At 64.2% G+C, this 17394-nt stretch carries 17 protein-coding genes and 1 pseudogene; 5 read left to right on the top strand and 13 right to left on the bottom strand.

Features of this window, described 5'->3' with window-relative positions; genetic code table 11:
- Positions 1-30: 30 nt before the first annotated feature.
- From gtdA to AWB67_RS06320, 4 genes are read right to left on the bottom strand one after another with little or no spacing between them, the layout of a single operon-like run.
- Entirely contained in the window at positions 31-1059 is a 1029-nt protein-coding gene (gene gtdA / locus AWB67_RS06335; protein WP_087655395.1) for a gentisate 1,2-dioxygenase, read from the bottom strand.
- Between the two features lie 16 nt (positions 1060-1075).
- Positions 1076-1717: a maleylacetoacetate isomerase gene (gene maiA / locus AWB67_RS06330; protein ID WP_087655394.1), complete on the bottom strand. Its 642-nt coding sequence runs from the start codon at positions 1715-1717 to the stop codon at positions 1076-1078.
- A 2-nt stretch (positions 1718-1719) separates the two neighbouring features.
- Positions 1720-2418 carry a fumarylacetoacetate hydrolase family protein gene (locus AWB67_RS06325; protein ID WP_087655393.1) on the bottom strand — a complete coding sequence of 233 codons (699 nt, stop codon included), beginning with the start codon at positions 2416-2418 and terminating at the stop codon, positions 1720-1722.
- A gap of 32 nt (positions 2419-2450) precedes the next feature.
- On the bottom strand, positions 2451-3653 hold the full coding sequence (locus tag AWB67_RS06320; RefSeq protein ID WP_087655392.1) for a 3-hydroxybenzoate 6-monooxygenase: 1203 nt from the start codon (positions 3651-3653) through the stop codon (positions 2451-2453).
- A 106-nt stretch (positions 3654-3759) separates the two neighbouring features.
- Between AWB67_RS06320 and AWB67_RS06315 the strand changes: the two genes are divergently transcribed.
- Entirely contained in the window at positions 3760-4242 is a 483-nt protein-coding gene (locus tag AWB67_RS06315; RefSeq protein ID WP_087655391.1) for a MarR family winged helix-turn-helix transcriptional regulator, read from the top strand.
- Between the two features lie 14 nt (positions 4243-4256).
- On the opposite strand, the gene AWB67_RS06310 is transcribed toward AWB67_RS06315, so the two are convergent.
- Together AWB67_RS06310 and AWB67_RS06305 are read right to left on the bottom strand one after the other, a co-directional pair.
- Entirely contained in the window at positions 4257-5030 is a 774-nt protein-coding gene (locus AWB67_RS06310; RefSeq protein WP_087655390.1) for an SDR family oxidoreductase, read from the bottom strand.
- Positions 5031-5064: 34 nt separating this feature from the next.
- Entirely contained in the window at positions 5065-5478 is a 414-nt protein-coding gene (locus AWB67_RS06305) for an acyl-CoA thioesterase (RefSeq protein WP_087655389.1), read from the bottom strand.
- Positions 5479-5591: 113 nt separating this feature from the next.
- On the opposite strand from AWB67_RS06305, the gene AWB67_RS06300 reads away from it, so the two are divergent.
- The 4 genes from AWB67_RS06300 (at position 5592) to AWB67_RS06285 (ending at position 9672) form a co-directional block, all read left to right on the top strand.
- Positions 5592-6296, top strand: a complete 705-nt coding sequence (locus AWB67_RS06300) for a Crp/Fnr family transcriptional regulator (RefSeq protein WP_087655388.1) — start codon at positions 5592-5594, stop codon at positions 6294-6296.
- Between the two features lie 116 nt (positions 6297-6412).
- Positions 6413-7768, top strand: coding sequence for an MFS transporter (locus AWB67_RS06295; protein WP_087655387.1), 1356 nt, complete (start codon positions 6413-6415; stop codon positions 7766-7768).
- A 38-nt stretch (positions 7769-7806) separates the two neighbouring features.
- Entirely contained in the window at positions 7807-8727 is a 921-nt protein-coding gene (locus AWB67_RS06290) for a beta-keto acid cleavage family enzyme (protein ID WP_087655386.1), read from the top strand.
- Positions 8728-8730: 3 nt separating this feature from the next.
- Positions 8731-9672: a 3-hydroxyacyl-CoA dehydrogenase NAD-binding domain-containing protein gene (locus AWB67_RS06285; RefSeq protein ID WP_087655385.1), complete on the top strand. Its 942-nt coding sequence runs from the start codon at positions 8731-8733 to the stop codon at positions 9670-9672.
- A gap of 14 nt (positions 9673-9686) precedes the next feature.
- On the opposite strand, the gene AWB67_RS06280 is transcribed toward AWB67_RS06285, so the two are convergent.
- The 7 genes and pseudogenes from AWB67_RS06280 to AWB67_RS06250 all read right to left on the bottom strand — a co-directional run bounded on the left by AWB67_RS06280 (position 9687) and on the right by AWB67_RS06250 (position 17381).
- Entirely contained in the window at positions 9687-10961 is a 1275-nt protein-coding gene (locus tag AWB67_RS06280; protein ID WP_159964800.1) for an outer membrane protein assembly factor BamB family protein, read from the bottom strand.
- A 609-nt stretch (positions 10962-11570) separates the two neighbouring features.
- A pseudogene (locus AWB67_RS06275) lies at positions 11571-12223 on the bottom strand (hypothetical protein).
- A 15-nt stretch (positions 12224-12238) separates the two neighbouring features.
- Complete coding sequence (locus tag AWB67_RS06270) at positions 12239-12787, bottom strand: hypothetical protein (protein ID WP_087655383.1); 549 nt, start codon at positions 12785-12787, stop codon at positions 12239-12241.
- A gap of 40 nt (positions 12788-12827) precedes the next feature.
- A complete protein-coding gene (locus AWB67_RS06265; RefSeq protein WP_087655382.1) occupies positions 12828-13397 on the bottom strand; it encodes a hypothetical protein in 570 nt (189 codons plus the stop codon).
- 307 nt (positions 13398-13704) lie between these two features.
- Positions 13705-15051, bottom strand: coding sequence for a sigma-54-dependent transcriptional regulator (locus AWB67_RS06260; RefSeq protein WP_087655381.1), 1347 nt, complete (start codon positions 15049-15051; stop codon positions 13705-13707).
- Positions 15048-16202 carry a sensor histidine kinase gene (locus AWB67_RS06255; protein WP_087655380.1) on the bottom strand — a complete coding sequence of 385 codons (1155 nt, stop codon included), beginning with the start codon at positions 16200-16202 and terminating at the stop codon, positions 15048-15050. Before AWB67_RS06255 ends, AWB67_RS06260 begins: the two co-directional genes overlap by 4 nt.
- A 153-nt stretch (positions 16203-16355) precedes the next feature.
- Positions 16356-17381, bottom strand: coding sequence for a GTPase (locus AWB67_RS06250; protein ID WP_327365396.1), 1026 nt, complete (start codon positions 17379-17381; stop codon positions 16356-16358).
- Positions 17382-17394 lie beyond the last annotated feature (13 nt).

Genomic DNA, 17394 nt, shown 5'->3' with positions numbered 1-17394 from the left:
GATGCTCTATGAATTTAAGAATGTGGGTGGTCAGAGCCGCTGCTCACGAAAAAAACCGAGCTTCTCCTGCGCGACGCGATCGGAATACGAGAACAGCATCAGATCGTCGCTTGCATGCAGCGTGTAGCTCATCCAGCCGGGCACGACCACCACGTCGTGCGGTAAAAGCTCGAATCGCTTATCGCCGATCTGCAAACGGCCCCGCCCTTCGACCACCACGAACACCGCGCTGTCGCTCGAACGATAGCCGCGTGTCGCGAAACCCTTCGGCAGCAGACGGATCGTGGTCGCCATCGTCGGCATGGCCCAGCCGCCGTCGACCGGATTGACGTAGCGCATCAGGTAGCCCGCGTGCGCATCGGGTTCGCTGCCGCGCGTGAGCGCGTGCAGCGCCTCGCGGGTGCGTGCATACGGATAGTTGAATACCGGCGAGTTCAGCGAGCCAGCCTGATACCCGACCGGCAGCAGGCCGCTGCCGTAGCGGGCGAGCGCATCGCCGGCGGGGCGGCTTACCGGCGCTTCGTCGGACGGATAGTCTTCGCGGAACGTGCTGTTGAAGAGCGCGACGAGCGGGATGTCGAGACCATCGAGCCAGACCATCGGCACGTTCGTCTCGTTTCCGTGATGGTGGAACGTCCACGACGGCGTGATCACGAAGTCGCCTGGCTCCATCAGCGTCTTCTCGCCATCGACGGCGGTGTACGCGCCGCTACCCTCGATGATGAAACGCAGCGCACTTTGCGTGTGCCGATGCGCGGGCGCGACTTCGCCCGGCATGATCAACTGCAGCCCGGCGTACAGCGAGTTGGTGATCTGCGAGCTGCCGTGCAGGCCCGGATTCTCCAGGATCAGCACGCGGCGCTCGGCTTCCTTCGCCGAGATGTGCTCGGCGGATTCGAGCACATAGGGCCGCACGTCCTCGTAACGCCACTGATGCGCGACGCACGCGGGCGCCGGCGCTTCGGGCACGAGCGACTTGAGACGCGTCCACAGCGGCGCGAGGCTTTGGGTATCGGCGCGGCCGTAGAAGGCCTCGCGTTGAATTTGAATGGTGGACATCGAACGACTCCTTGATTCAGGCGACAAAATCGGGCTGGCGGTTCGGCGCGGCATCGGCGAAGGCCGCGAGCCGCAGACAGTGTTCGTTGATACGCAGAATGCGCGGGTACGACGACAAATCGACGTTCATGCGCTCCGCGTTGGCGACTTGCGGTACGAGGCAGCAGTCGGCGAGGGTCGGTGTTTCGCCTACGCAGAAGTTGCCTTGCGCCGGGAGCCAGGCTTCGAGCGCGTCGAAGCCCTGCTCGATCCAGTTCAGGTACCACTGCTTCTTCTGCGCTTCGCTCAGTTCGAACGGCCCAGTCAGGTACTTCAGGACGCGCAGGTTGTTGAGCGGGTGAATATCGCAAGCGATCAGCGAAGCGATCTCCAGCACGCGCGTACGCTCGGGACCGTCGGCCGGAATCAACTGCGCTGTGGACCGAAGGCGCTCCAGATAATCGATGATCGCGAGCGACTGCGTGATGCGCACCGCGCCGTGCTCCAGCGTCGGCACGAGTCCGGCCGGATTCAGCGCCTTGTACTCGACGCCGTTCTGCGCGCCGGTGCGAATATTGACGCCGACGTGCTCCCATTCCAGCTCCTTCAACCCCAGCGCGATCCGCACGCGATACGACGCCGAGCTGTTGAAGAAGCCATGTAGCTTGAGATGGCTCATGATCAGACGACCCGCACGCTCAGTTCGCCGAGCCCGTCGATGCCACCGCGCATCACGTTGCCGCGCTGCACGCCGGCGACGCCTTCGGGCGTGCCCGTGAAAATCAGGTCGCCCGGCTTCAGCTCGAAATACGTCGAGAGGTTCGCGACGATCTCCGGCACCGACCAGATCAGCTTCGCGATATCGCTGCGCTGACGGTCCACGCCATCGACCTCGACCCACACCGCGCCCTCAGTCGGATGACCGATCTTCGACGCCGGCACGAGCGGCCCGATCGGCGCAGACTGGTCGAAGGCCTTGCCGAGTTCCCACGGACGGCCCCTGTCGCGCAGCTTGAGTTGCAGGTCGCGCCGCGTCATGTCGAGGCCGACCGCGTAGCCCCAAACGTGCTCGTTGGCCTTGTCGACCGGAATATCGCGCCCGCCCTTGCCGATCGCGGCAACGAGTTCGATCTCGTGGTGATACTCGGTGGTCTGCGGCGGATACGGCACCTCGACCGTTTGCCCGTCGGGCACTACGACGATCGTGTTATCGGGCTTGCAGAAGAAGAACGGCGGTTCGCGGTCGGGGTCGAAGCCCATCTCGCGCGCATGCGCCGCGTAGTTGCGGCCGACGCAGTAGATGCGGCGCACGGGGAACAAATCGTCGCTGCCCGCGACGGGAATGGCGACTTGTGCTTCGGGATCGATAACGTAGCTCATGGTGATGCTCCAGTCAGTGGTCGGTTGTGGGTTCAGGATTGGACGAGGCAGTTCTCGGCGGTCCAGCCGTAGAGCCATTCGAGCGCGTCGTAGAAACGCTCGTCGCTGCGGTCTTTCCACAGTTCGTTGCGCACGAGGCGCTCGACCCCCTTCGCGTGGAAGATGCGGCCCATCTCGCGCGCGGAGAGAACGACCCGTGCGGTGCGCGCGACTCGCGAGCGCTGGTACAGGTCGAAAGCCCTGGTGAAATCGTTGTCGTGCACGCGCAGCGCTTCGCCGAGCGTCACCGCGTCTTCCATCGCCATGCACGCGCCCTGCGCGAGGTATTGCAGCGTCGGATGAGCGGCGTCGCCGAGGAGCGCGGTGCGTCCGTAGGTCCATTGGGCGATCGGATCGCGGTCGGCGGTGGCCCAGCGTTTCCAGCTCTCGGGCAGGTCGATCAGTTGCCGGGCGCGCGGGCAGATGTCGCTGAAATAGGACTGCACTTCCTCGCGGCTGCCTTCGCGCACGCTCCACTCTTCGACTTCGCGGCTGTGAAAGGTAACGACGACGTTGTATTGCTCGCCGCCGCGCAACGGGTAATGCACGAGGTGGCAGTTCGGTCCGACCCAGACGGCGGCGGCGTTCCATTGCAGATCGGCGGGAAAGTCTTTCTTGTCGACGACCGCGCGATACACCACGTGACCCGAGACGCGCGCGTCGTCGCCCACGTACTGCTGGCGCACCGCGGACTTCACGCCATCGGCGCCGATCAAAGCCACGCCACGGTGCGCGTCACCGTTCGAATCGAAGACGGTGACGCCGTCGCGGGTCTGCTCGACGTGCGCGACCTGCGTCGAGGTCAGGAACTCGATGTGCTCGCTCTCCTGCGCGCCTTCGAGGAGCGCGCCGTGCACGTCGGCGCGGTGAATCACGGCGTAGGGATTGCCGAAACGCGCACGAAACGCCTCGCCGACCGAAACGCGCGCGACGGTCGATTCATCGAGCGCATCCATCATGACCATTTCGTCGGTGTAGACCGCCCGGGCGCGCGCCCGCTCGCCGATGCCGAGCGCATCGAAAGCGGCAAAGGCGTTTGGCCCGAGCTGGATGCCTGCGCCGATTTCGCCGATCGCGGGCGCCTGTTCGAGCACCTTCACGGCAAAGCCCCGGCGCACGAGCGCAAGCGCGGCAGCCAGGCCGCCGATGCCGCCACCGGCGACGAGAACAGGCAATGAAGAAGTCGAGGCGTTCATGGTTGTCTCCTGTTAGAACGCATACTGATCGTCAGTACACTGATGAATAGTATAGGGACGAAATACGTTATGATCTCTTTGTGTTTACCCGTATCTGGAACGAGCCATGAAACACCGGAATCGCGAGCCTCATCTGGACGAATTGCCCGGCCATTACATCCGGCGGCTACAGCAGATGGCCGTCGCGGTTTTTGCAGAGGAAACGGTCGCTTTCGGCATTACGCCGGTGCAGTACGCGGCGATGCAGGCCGTGCATGACCAGCCGCAGATGGATCAGCGTTCGCTATCGCGCAACATCGGTTTCGATACGTCGACGATCGGCGGCGTGATCGACCGGCTGGAAAAGCGGGGCCTGATGCAGCGCAATGCGTCTGAGGAGGATCGCCGGGTGCGCCTGTTGACGCTGACCGGCGAGGGCGAGGCGTTGCTGAACGAGGTGCAGCCCGCGATGCTGCGGGCTCAGGTGCGCATGCTCGCGCCGCTGTCGGAGACGGATCGGCGGCGCTTCATGAAGATGCTGAAGATACTGGTGGGAGACGTGGAAGATCGACCGGTTGCGCCCCCGGATTCCGGGGAGGACGTGCGCTGAAACGAGGATCTCGTTCAGGATGCGCTTTGCGAGTCCCCGTCGATCGGGATCATTTGCCCTGAGATCGACCGCCCTGCGTCCGACGCAAGGAAGACAGCCAGCGCGGCGATATCGGCGGGATCGACGAAGCGTTTGATCGACTGGTTCGCCAGCGCCGCCGCTTCTTCCTCCGCGACGTTGCGTCCGCTGACGGACGCCCTTCCCTCGAAGACCTGTTGCAGGCGCGGGCCAGCCACGGCGCCCGGCAGGATCGCGTTGACGCGGATGCCGAATTCACCCAACTCGCGGGACAGCGTTTTGGTGAAGCCGATGAGCCCCCACTTCGTCGTCGCGTAGGCGCTGCGATTCGGGTAGCCGAAGCGCCCGGCCAGCGACGACATCACGACGATCGAACCCGCCGCCGATTTCTTCAGATACGGGATGGCGATCTGCGTCACGGCGAACGTCCCAGTGAGATTCACGCGCAGGACGGTCTCCCACGCGTCGGGATCGAGGTCCGCCACGCTGGCTGAGGGTCCCGCGATGCCCGCGTTGTTCACGAGCACGTCGAGACTGCCTAATGCGGCAACCGCCTCGTCCACCATGCGCGCGACCGAGCCGCGGTCGGCCATGTCGCACACTCCGGTCGTGACATCGGGCAACTGCTCACGCAATAACTCCAAAGCGGCCTCGCTGATGTCGCAGACGAAAACCGTCGCTCCCGCCGATAAGAACGCCTCCGCGATCGCACGACCGATGCCGCCCGCCCCGGCCGTGATGAGTACGCGCTTGCCCTTCATGGTCGACATGGAATCTCCTTTGGATCAGAATGGCCGTCGCCGTTCAGGCGCAGGCTGCACGGATGTAGTCGGGCACGGGGACCGCTTTCAGCCGGCCGTCCGCGCTTCGCACGCACAGCGCGCGCGTTTCCTGTCCCTCGCAAATCAGCGTATCGCCGCGCATGATGCGATGCTGCTGGATGAAGACCTTGCCGCGCCACGCTTCGATTCGCGTATGGACGTCGAGCCTCTCGCCATGCGTCGCCGACGTATGAAAACGCGTATGAATCTCCAGCAGCGGCGGGCCGATGCACTGCTGCGGGTCCGTCAACTCGTGCCACGCGGGCAGTCCGCACTGCCGGAAGAAGTGGTGCGAGGCAGCGTCCATCCAGCGCGAGAAGTTCGGGAAGAAGACGATGCCTGCGGGATCGCAATCGCCGAAGTGCACATCGACGCTGTAGACGATTTCCTTGCTCATGGGTCTATGCTCCAGTTTCCAATGTCGTCATTATTCAGGGATCGTGCCGGTGAGACTGTCAATCCGGCGACACTCCAACTCGAAGCTCATACGTACAAAGTCAGGAGACAACGATGACTCGTCCGATGCGGACGGCCGCCCCATCGCTCACCCTTGACGACATGCTGGCGCAGTCGCCCTGGTTCGCCTCCATCGACGAAGCCGCGCAGCGCAAGGTGCGCGCCGAGACGTCGGAGCGTGCCGTGGCGATGGGTCAGTCTCTCGGCCGACACGGCGAGCGCCAGCACGTCTGGTTCGGGGTGCTCGAAGGCCTGATCAAGTGGTCGATCACCGCGCACGACGGCCGCACGGTCACGTTGGGCGGCCAACTGGTGGGAAGCTGGTTCGGAGAAGGCACGCTGATTCGCAAGGCGCCGCGCCAGTCGGATCTCATCGCGCTGCGCGACAGCCGCGTCGCGCAGATACCGCTCGCAACCTTCGACTGGCTGCGCAGCACTCAACCTTCCTTCAATGAGTTCCTGCTGGTGCAGGTGAACGAACGCCTGCACTGGTTCATGGGCAACGCCGTCGCGCACGGGCTGCTCGATACCGACAACCTCGTGGCACGGGCGCTGGTCGGCATGGTGCATCCGCTGCCGAATCCACGCGGCGAGCGCTATCTGCAACTGTCGCAGGAAGAACTCGCCAACCTGGCCGCCGTCTCCCGGCAAACCTGCAACAAGGCCATGATGCATTTCAAGGAAGCCGGCCTCATACGCACCGAATACGGCGGTCTCGTCGTGCTCGATCTGCCGGGGCTGCAGGCGCTTGCGCAATAGCTGCCGCGCTGACGCTTCGACCTAGCGTTTGCCCTATCCGCAACTGTCGCGGCAACGACAGTGATTTAAGCGTGCGCCACAAATAATGCGTGTCATATGACAAAGGGAGACACGCAATGAACCGCGCACGTTCGCTGCCCGCAGTGGGCCCGGAGACCAGCCGAAACCCGGCCCGCTCGGCCGAAGACATCGTTTTTCGCAAGATCAGTTGGCGCGTGATGCCGATCGTGTTGATCGCCTACGTCTTCGCGTTTCTCGATCGCATCAACATCGGCTACGCGCAGTTGCAGATGAAGCATGACCTCGCCTTCTCCGATGCCGTCTACGGGCTCGGCGCCGGTATCTTCTTCGTCACCTATCTGCTGCTCGAGGTGCCGAGCAACCTGCTGCTCGAAAAGATCGGCGCGCGTCTGTCGTTCCTGCGCATCATGGTGCTGTGGGGGCTCACGTCCGCCGCGACTGCGTTCGTCACCGAGCCGTGGCAGTTCTACGGCATCCGGCTCCTGCTGGGTATGTTCGAAGCAGGCTTCTTCCCCGGCATCATCCTGTATCTGACGTATTGGTATCCGAGCCAGCGACGCGGCCGTGTGACAGGACTCTTCCTCTTCGGCATGCCGATCACAGGCGTGCTGGGCGGCCCACTCTCGGGAACCATCATGAGCGGCATGGAGGGCCTGGGCGGCATGCACGGCTGGCAATGGCTCTTCCTCGTCGAAGGCCTGCCGACTGTGCTGCTCGGTTTCGCGCTCTACCGCATGCTGCCGGACAAGCCGGGCCGCGCGCCCTGGCTGAACGACGCGGAGAAAGCGCTCGTGCAATCGGTTCTCGATGCCGATCACCAGGGCGACACAAAGGCCGCACATCACGGCAGGCTCGCCGCAGCGCTCACCGACGCAAAAACCTACGTGCTCGCCTTCGTCTATTTCTGCTGCGCTTGCGCCGTGTACACGGTCACATTCTGGCTGCCGACGATGATCAAAGGCCTCGGCATCGCTCCGATCAACACCATCGGCTGGTACACGGCCGTGCCCTATGCGTTCGGTGCGCTCGGCGTGCTCGTCATCAGCCGCAGCTCGGATTATTTCAAGGAGCGCCGATGGCACGTCGGAGGGACGCTGGTTATCGGCGCCATGGCGCTGGCCTCGACTTCCTTCCTGGGCACCGATGTCGTCGCGGTGATGGTCCTGTTGTGCATTGCCGCTTTCTTCATCTTCGGCGGCGGGTCGCTCTTCTGGTCGATTCCCCCGACCTATCTTTCCCGCGAGGCGGCAGCGGCCGGCATCGCGGTGATCAGCTCACTCGGCATCCTGGGCGGCTTCGTCAGCCCGACGCTGATCGGCTGGATCAAGGGCGCGACCGGCAGCATCCAGATGGGGCTCTTCGCGTTGACCGCCCTCGTCATCGTCGGCGGCCTGACGATCCTGCTCGGACTGCCGAAGAGCGCAGTTCGAGTGGGCCCGAGCGCGCACTGAACCCTGGTCAAACTTATCTATCTTCGGAGAACATCAGCATGAGCAAGCCCAAAGTCATCGTGACCGTCGCGCCGACCGGCGGCATGGCCACCAAGAAAATGAACCCGAACCTGCCGACACAGCCGCAGGAAATCGCCGACGATACCTACCGCTGCTACAACGCCGGCGCGAGCGTCGTAGCAGTGCATGCACGTCGCCCGGACGACGAAGCCACCTGCGACCCCGCCATCTATAGCCACATCAACCGGCTGATTCGCGACAAATGCGACATCATCCTGAACAACTCGACCGGCGGCGGCATCAACGGCGACATGGTTCGCGAACTCGACAACGGCCTGTGGGAAATCCAGTGGGAAGAACGCCTGAAGGGCATGCAGGGCGATGGAGTCGAAATGTGCACGCTCGATGCGCAGACCGTGATCGCGAGTTTCGGCGGCAAGGAGATTCTCGTCGCCACGCCACCCTCGCGCATCCGGCAGATCGCCGAGATGATGAAGGAACGAGGCATCAAGCCTGAATGGGAGGTGTTCGGCCTTGCCGACATCGTCCAGGATGTGCAGCGTGCCATCAACGAGGGACTCGACGACGCGCCGCACTTCATCAACATCGTCATCGGCGCGAATGCGTTTCAGGGCGCATTACCGTACACGCCGCGACTGTTGCAAACAATGGTCGATCACCTGCCCCGCAACTCCGTGTTCAACGTGAGCGCGATCGGCGCGGCGCAATTGCCCGCCGCGATGAATTCGCTCTTGCTGGGCGGCCACGTGCGCGTTGGGCTGGAGGACAATCTGTACTACAGGCAGGGCGAGTTGGCGACCAACGTGCAACTGGTCGAGCGGCTCGTGCGCCTGGTCCGCGAAATGGGCTATGAGCCGGCCACGCCCGCCGAGGCGCGCGAGATCATCGGACTGCGGCCCCTGCGCGAAACGCTCCGCACTGCCTGCCTGGAGGCCTAGACGATGACAGAGCGACTCTGCAACATAGCGGTTGTCGGCACTGGCGTGATCGGCGCAGGCTGGGCGACGCATTTCCTGGCGCACGGCTTCGCGGTCACGGCGACGGACCCCGGCGAGGGAGCGGAGACGCGTCTGCGCGGCTGGATCGACGACAGTTGGCCCGCAGTCGAACGACTAGGCCTAGCCGATGAGGCCTCGCGCGATAACCTCACTTTCACGACCGACCTAGGCGCAGCGGTCCGCCATGCCGACTTCATTCAGGAGAGCGGTCCCGAGCGGCTGGACGTCAAGCACGCGCTGATCGCTGACATCGAATCGGCGGCGAAGGTGGATGCGATCATCGCGTCGTCATCGTCGGGGCTGTCGGTCAGCGAGATTCAAAGGGGCGCGAAACATCCTGAACGGATCGTTCTGGGACATCCGTTCAATCCGTCCCACATCATTCCGTTGGTCGAGGTCGGCGGTGGCACGCTGACTTCGCCCGAGAACGTAGCGAAGGCGATGGCGTTCTACGCCTCGACGGGCAAGAAGACCATCCGCATCAACAAGGAAGTCAAAGGGCACATCGCCAACCGTCTGCAAGTGGCGCTCTGGCAGGAAGCCATCAGCCTCGTACAGCGCGGGGTCGCCTCGGTGGAGGACGTCGACGCGGCGATCGCCTACGGTCCGGGCTTGCGCTGGGCGTTGCTCGGACCGTTTCTCAACCTGCATGCTTCCGGCGGCGCGGGTGGCATCGCGCATGTGCTGCGGCATCTCGGCCCGGCCCAGCGCGAGTGGGCTCGCGATCTCGGCACGTATCCCGAGAACGATGATTACATCGAGCCGATTGCGAAAGGCGTCGATGCGGAACTGGAGCCGTACGATTTCTCCGAGATGCTTCGACAGCGCGATGATCTGCTGCTTCAACTGCTGGAGGCAAAGCGCAAGCTTTCGCAAATTCCGTAGCGTCGCGAGCTTCGTTACAGTCCATAAGCATGAATCTTGTGGTCGAAACCTGCGACGAACAGTCGCCCGTTAACGACCGTCGGCGAGGCGAAGATCCCACCGGTCACGCGATCTGCAACGGGAAGACTCGCGGAGCTCCAAAGCTGCTGGCCGCTGCGCGCATCGACTGCGAAGACTTCGCTTGCAACGCCCGAGACGTAATAGACGACCCCGTTCGCCGCCACGGGTGGAATCGGAGGCGTGATCGAGTTGCCGCGAACCCGCAGGTTCCAGGCGGTCGCGATCGAACAGTCCGAGTGAACCGACAGCGCCACCAGTCCATTCGCGACCGATCCCGAACTGACGTAGATCTGATTCAACACCGGATCGAATGCAGGGATGCCGTTGAAGCTCCCGCCCGTCTGGCCGATCAGGAATGCATTGATCGGCCCGTTCGCCAGCGCGTTGCGGTTGTAGACGTACATCATCCCGCTCCTCTGGAGCGCAGCCAGCATCGGCGGGCAGTTGGGCGTCTGGAACAGGAGCGGCGTGGCGCCGAAATCCACATCGCGGCTTCCAGGCGGCGGAGGCGCGGGCGCGTCCGCGGCATCGACCACGAGACTGGGCGTCAGCCTGACGACATGCTCGGAATAAGGCAAATTCTCCGGATCGGAAAACGAGTTTCCGGTTGCCGTGTAGAGCCACAAGCCATTCGGCGTCACGGAGATGCCGCCTGGCCCCCAGATGCCGCCTCCATCGGGTCCTGTCGCGCCACTTGGAAACCATCTCTGCAAGATCTCGAAGTTGGTGGTCGACACACGTATCACCTGACCGTGGTAGGGCCTCACATCGCATCGGCTGGCGGTGGCAACATAGAGATCGGAGCCGTTGAGCGTCGGGCTGCCATACACGAACGTTCTCGGCGATCCGTTTGCGGAATCGAGCAGTTGCACCCATGGGAGGACATCGGCGCCGGTGGCCAGATCCAGCGCGTGCAGGAATCCGAATCCGGTCACCACGTACAGGCGATTGGTCACGCGGTCGATGGTCGGCGTGCCGATCGTGCCCAGCAAGCGATTGGAGGCGTTGAAGTCGAAGCAGTCAGTCTGCACGGTGGGCGCCTGGACGCTCCAGATGACGGCGCCCGTCGCGGCGTTCAACGCAACGATCCGGCCGATCCACGTCGCCGCGTACACCACGTCGGTCGGCACGCCGTTGACGAGGACGCCTGTAGCCAGCGTCGGCTGCGTCGTGATGGGGCCGCCGATGTCTCTCGCCCAGTGTGACCGCAGTTGGGCAACGTTGCCCACGCCGAGCACGCGTTCGGCCGCGTGTAACCGATGCGTTGCTTGTTCATGCCGAAGGTCGGCCAGTCCGTGGCGACTTGCGCGTGGGCGCATATCGACGTGAACGACGTGAACGTTGCAAAGGCGGCGGGGATGAGCATCGAGACAGCCCGACGCACGAAGGACGTTGTGTTCATGTGGCACCTCGGAAACGAAGACGACCCGCGGGATCGGCAAGCGCACAGGAAACGATCGAAGGCTTGAAGAGGGAGCAACAACGGCGCGCGTTGGCGCAGGCCGCAGCACGTCAGTGATTGGGCGGCCGAATGCTTTACGTGATGAATACACACGACGTCACACAGCTTGGGTCGTGAACGTCAGACTGTGTTAAAGCAGGTCTTTCTGGAAGCCTACTGGTTGATTACCCGGTGAAAGCGGACATTTTTTTCGCGTTTTACCATGCTATTTCCGCCTCGCGACCTGGCTGATATCGCGGCTAGGGCCTTCTCATGGACATACCAGCTCTGTTCTTCATGGCCGATTTCGCATGAATCCAACGGGCTTTGTCGCGATGGCTTTGCAAACTCGACAGGTTTGTTATCGCTGCATACCTAACTGCGTCTCCGGACGTCTTCAGGCGAGCGGCTGCGTGGCGCTGGCTTCAGCATCGCAGGCCTCCCTGAGCGACGAAGCAAAGCACAACCACAACGCAAGCGACCCTATCGAAACAGCGCCCAGCACGAGAAACGCCGACGCATAACCGAACCGGTGCGCAAGCACGCCGCCGAGCGCCGGGCTCAGCGCGGCGCCTACGCCTGCACGGTCATCACCACCCCCTGCGCGACGTTCACGCGGCCCGTGCCCTGCACATCAGCCGCACGACCAGCGCCGGCACCGCGACGCTTTGCAGTCCCGCGCCGATACCATTGAGCGCCTGCACCGCCCACGCGCCCCACGGCGTCATGAGCGCCGCCGCGATCGCGCCGCGCAGCGGCAGCGCGAGAAACGTCGGGAGGATCACCCACCAGTAGCCGCGCACGACAGCGCGCGTGGACTCGATTCCGGCGGCCGAACTGCCGGTCGAAACCTCGCTGGCGCACGATGCCGAGCGTCATCCCTGCCATCGCGGGGCCGAGCGCAGCGCCGGTTAACGCCGTCGCCACTTGCGAGGCAGCGTCCGTGCCCCAGCCGCGTGCTTGCAGGAAGACGCCGAGAAACGGCCCGATACCAGCCTGCACATCGGCGACGAAGAAGTTCAGCAGTTCGAGCGCGCGGGCGGGTTTCATGGCGCACGCTCTCCGCTAGACGGATTCTTCAGCGTCGACGAGTTCCGCGATCTCGTGTACTTCGAGCGTGCGTCCATGCCGCGTCTTCACGCCATGACCCCACGCCTGCACATGCGCGCCGGGACTCAAATAATCGATGAGTTCGGCGGCCGCGTGCGGTGGCATGCGCAACGACGTGCCGTCGTCGAGCAGCGCGCCGCGCAATTCGCCCTTCGGTCCGTAGAGCGACAGCACGACCTCGCCCTGCACGTCCATCGGACGGCCTTCCGGTTTCTCATGCTTTGGCGCGTCGTGATTCGGACCTTCATCGAGAATCTCGACACCCTGCTTCGACGTCAGCAACACAGCCGCGATCAGGTCCGCATCGCGCGGCTTCACGCCTCGCGCGCGGATCGCGTCTCCGATCGCGATGTGCTTTGCAGCCTGCTTCGACAAATGCGGCGGGAAGTGAACCTGCCGCGCGTGGTCGAGGATCAGGCCGTCGAGATCCCCATGTTTGTTGAGCAAGAACTGTGTGACGCGGCCGCGCGTTTCGGGCAGGCAGGCGGGATCGATCCAATGCACGTTGTGACTCCGTTGTAGAAATGGTTAGCAATAAAACTATTCAGTCGATGGACGTTCCGTAGAGCGACGTGAGCTTGCCCGGCGCGCCGAACGACGTCGCCTGCAGCGCGGCGCCGTAGCGGTTGCGCGTTCCGTAGCCGCGCGCGGCCACCGTCGCGCCCGGTTGCAGCAGTTCCGGAAACTGCAACGCGACAGGCGGCGTCAGCTTGACCACCGTGCCGTCGGCAAGCAGCACGCCATCGGGTTCGCCTCGCGGCGCGGTTGACACGCGCAGCACTCGGCCGCTGGCATCGAGCTTGACAAGACCGGCACCGCGCAACGACTTCGGCCAACGCGGGGTATCGGCGGGAGGCGGTTGGTCGACGACGGTCCGGCCGTTCGCCGCGTTGGCGATCTGCTGGGCGCGCAGGCTGCCGCCCGGCGTCGCATGGCCGGTCGCGCGACAGCTGTCGCCTGGTGCCACCGTCGCCGCGACTTGAGCGCCGAGATGCGGCGGGAAGTTGATCAGCGTATCGTCGGCGAGCAGGAGGCCGTCGATGTCGCCTTCGGGGTTGATCGTGTAGCGCTTCACGACGCCTGTCTTGCTCGCGATGACCGCGTCCGCGGGCATCTTGCGCGGACGCGCCGCTCGCGGTGGTGGCGGCGGTCATCATTCGATAAAGCAGGCGGCGGCGGTGGCCCGGGATTCTGCGCAGCACATCCGACAGCGCCCGCGACGAGCGCCAGCGCGACGACGCACCGGGTGACAGAGACGGTTGCATGCATGATTTGCTCCTCGTGTCCGCAGGGACGATGCGGTGACTAGGGCAAGTCACATGCCACGAGCAAAAGCCTTGTGCGACGGGCCTGAGCGATCTTGAGACAAATGCAGGTCTCCGTCTGCCTGACAGCGGGTGTCAGGAAACTGGACACTTTCATCAGCCCAGGCCGTACGCCGCGAGCTTCGTATAGAGCGATTGCCGGCTGATGCCGAGCCTTCGTGCCGCTTCCGCGCGGTTCCCCGACGACGCGGCAAGCGCCCGCTCGATCGCCGCGCGTTCGAGCCGCTCGACGGCTTCGGGCAGCGGCAAGTCCAGAAGAGCGTCGTTGAACGCCGGAGCCGCAGCAGGGCTTTCGAGGAACGCGAGGTCGTCTTCCGTGACGAGCGCGCCGCGCGCAAGCGCCTGCACACGCTCCATCGCGTTCTTGAGTTCTCGCACGTTGCCGGCCCACGCGTGAGCCAGCAGCTTCCTTTCGGCGCCCGCGCTCAATAAGCGCGCCGCGCTTCCCGCCGACGCCAGAAAATGCCGCGCAAGAGGCAGGATATCGACAGGCCGGTCGCGCAAGGGCGGCAAGTGGACCGGTATCACGTTGAGCCGATAGAACAGGTCCTCGCGAAAGGTCCGCGCGATGACTTCAGCCTGCAAATCGCGATGCGTCGCGGCGACGATCCGCACGTCGATTTCGACGGGGCGGTTTGCGCCGAGCGGCATCACCGAGCGCTCCTGGATCGCGCGCAGGAGTTTCGCCTGCATCGCGAGCGGCATGTCGCCAACTTCATCGAGAAAGAGCGTGCCGCGCCGTGCTTCGACGAAGCGCCCTGCCCGCTCGGACACCGCGCCCGTGAACGCGCCCTTCATGTGGCCGAACAACTCGCTTTCGAGCAATTTAGCCGGAATCGCCGCGCAATTGATCGCGACGAACGGGCCGTCGCGGCGCTTCGACGCGTCGTGCAACACGCGCGCCGCCACTTCCTTGCCGGTGCCGGTCTCGCCGGTGATGAGCACCGTTGAATCGGTGGCGGCGGCGCGGCCGATCTGCTTCTGCACTTCGCGAAGCGCATCGCTCGCGCCGATCAGACGCGGCTCGCCAGTATCTTCCGCGATGCGCGAGGTTTCGCCAGGCGTTCCGGGCTCGCTGCTTTCGGCGATCTTGGCGAGCAGCGCGCCGATCGCGTCGCGCCCGACCGGCTTCGTCAGATGCTCGAACGCGCCGAGGCGCATCGCGTGGATCGTGTTGTCGCTCGTGGCGAAGGCGGTCAGCACGACGACGGGCAGCGCGTTTCGATTGGGCATCTCGCGCAGCCGTTCCAGCACGTCGATGCCGCTCATATCGGCCATGCGGAAATCGAGGAACACGCAATCGACCGGTGCGTCCGACGCGAGGATGCGCAGCGCATCGCGGCCGTTCGACGCCTCAATCGTCTCGTGGCCGAGATCGGCCAGCGTTTCGGCAAGGCTTTCGCGGAAGGCGTCATCATCGTCGACGATCAGGATGCGTGTCATGGGATCTCGATCACAAAGCAGGCGCCGGGTTCGTTCGCATCGCCGGATGCGGCGCAGTACGCGCGGCCGCCGTGCGCCGTCGCGATCTCGCGCACGACGGCGAGGCCGAGTCCTGAACCCGTCGCGTGACCGGTCACGAAGGGCTCGAAGATACGCTCGCGTTCGGACGGCGGCACGCCGGGGCCATCGTCGGCGACTTCGATTGTGAGGCCTGCAGCGCTGCGTGTGGCGCTCAGCGTGACGTGGCCGCCGTGCGGCGTGTGGCGTATCGCATTGAGCAGGAGATTGTCGAGCGCGCGGGCGAGTTGCTGCGCGTCGAAACGCGCCGTGCCTTGCGGCGAGGCGCCCAAGTCGAGCGTCACGCCCGCGCGTTGCGCCGCATCGCGATTCGCGTCGATACGGCTGGCGAGCCATGCGTCGAGCACGATTTCCTGCGCGTCGATACGAATCGGTTGCGTCAGCGCGAGCAGCCCGGAAAGCTGTGATTCCACGCGCCCGATCTGTTCGAGAATCGCACACAGCGCGCGCGTGCGGCGCTCCGCGTCTCCGGCGAGCGCGTTCTCGGCCTTGAGCCGCATCGCGCCCACCGGATTGCGGATCTCGTGCGCGACTTGCGCCGCCAGTTGCCCGAGCATGGCGAAGCGCTCGGCGTGAGCGAGCCGCGCGTTCAGGCCGGCCGCTTCGTGTTGCAGCAGAGCCGTGCGCGCGACGTGCGCGTTGAAGGCGGCGACGATCTTGTCGAGATCAGGTTCACCGGTCGGATCGATCGGGTGTAGCGTACCGGCGCTCTGCGCAAGCCGTTCCTCGATGCGCGCCAGATTCGCCCGCCAGCGCCGCAGCACGATGCCAAGCGCGATTGCGATCGCGACGATCACCGCAAGCAGCACCGCCAGCCCCGTCACGAGCGTGCGCCCGTATGGCCCGAGCGGCGGATGCGTGCGCGTGAGCGTCCAGGCGAGCAGCGCCGGATGATGCGGCACTTCGCACGCGGCCACGATGACCGCGTCCTCGTCGCTGACGACGAACTCGGTGGTCGCGGCGTGCGTCGAGGTAACTTGACGCAGTGTGCGCAGGATCAACGGCGTCTCGGCTTCGGGCACATCGCGTTTGATGCCGCTGCCGCGGTAAGTCGGGAACGATGGCCGATTCATTTTGGGCGATCAGCGTCGCTAGGGCCTTGCGGTCGGGTGAGATCTCGAAGTAGCGAGTGAACTCGCGCTGCATGCGCTCCCGGCCCGATGCCTCGCAGAACATCGTGCGCAGGTCTTTACGGAACTTCACCGAGACGCCCATGACCGCGACCATCACTGTGTTAAGAGCGCGCGCCACGGTTTGCTGTTCCGAAGGCAGACCAATGACTCCATGCCCGGCGAGAAGCCATCGATTTCGATGCAGGCACGCGAGTAGGCGATCTGTATGTGCGCGCGTTCAAGTTTTCCAGCCGTGATCGCGTAAGCGTCCCTGGCGGAATCCGGCACGACGGCGTGGTCTGCACCGAGCGCATTCAACATCATGTCGATGTCGCCGCCGACCTTTTCGATGACGATCTTGAGTCCTTGATCGAAGTCGAGACGTTGTCGTGTTTGCGTTTTAAGCAAAGCTTCGAGCGACTCTTGTTGCTCCGTGTGTAGCGCTTTCAATTCATCGCGTATTTCGTCGAATAGCAGCGCGGTTTCATACGCACGCGCTTTCGGAACTCGGGCGAGCGCTGCGTCTAAAGTAAAACGCAGCGAAGGAATGCCGCTCTTTTCGAGCAGCAGCTTTTTACCCTCCTCCAACCCTTTCCGATAGCGCGTCGACGAAACCGGATTCAACGCGATGCCCGGTACTTGCGCGCCAATCGCGTTGCTCACCTTCTGCAGTTCGCTGTCGTCCGCCAATTGATCGAGTTGCGAAAGCACGAACAAAGTGCACCGTTCCGTCCGCTCGCCGTCCGCGCGCAGTTCGGCCAGCAACGCCAGTTCCTTCGCGTCCAGTTCGCCTTCCTTCGCGGCATGCACGAACAGGCGAATGTCGGCGTGCAACCAGGCAGCGTGCAGCGCATGGCGATCGTCTTCGGTGCCGACGTCCGCATCCAGTCCCGGCGCGTCCAGCCAGCGCACGCCTTGGTGAACGCTGTCCGACAGCCTCACCGTCTCGCGCTTGTCGGCTACAGCGAACGTGTTTCGTCCGATCAATTCGTTGAGCAGGCGGCTCTTGCCGTGATTGTATTTACCGATGACGGTAACGATGGGTTCGTCGCGCTTGAGCAGGATCTGCAGCCGCGCCATATCGTCGGCGCGATCCGGCAGCACGGAAACAAGCAACGCGACCAGGCCATCTTCAGGCATGCGTTAGCTCCGG

Origin of the sequence: Caballeronia terrestris (assembly GCF_001544515.1) — a bacterium.
In the GTDB taxonomy this organism is placed as follows: Bacteria; Pseudomonadota; Gammaproteobacteria; order Burkholderiales; family Burkholderiaceae; genus Caballeronia; species Caballeronia terrestris.
The sequence above is the reverse complement of the archived record's forward strand: the minus strand, read 5'-3'. Positions and strand labels throughout refer to the sequence as shown.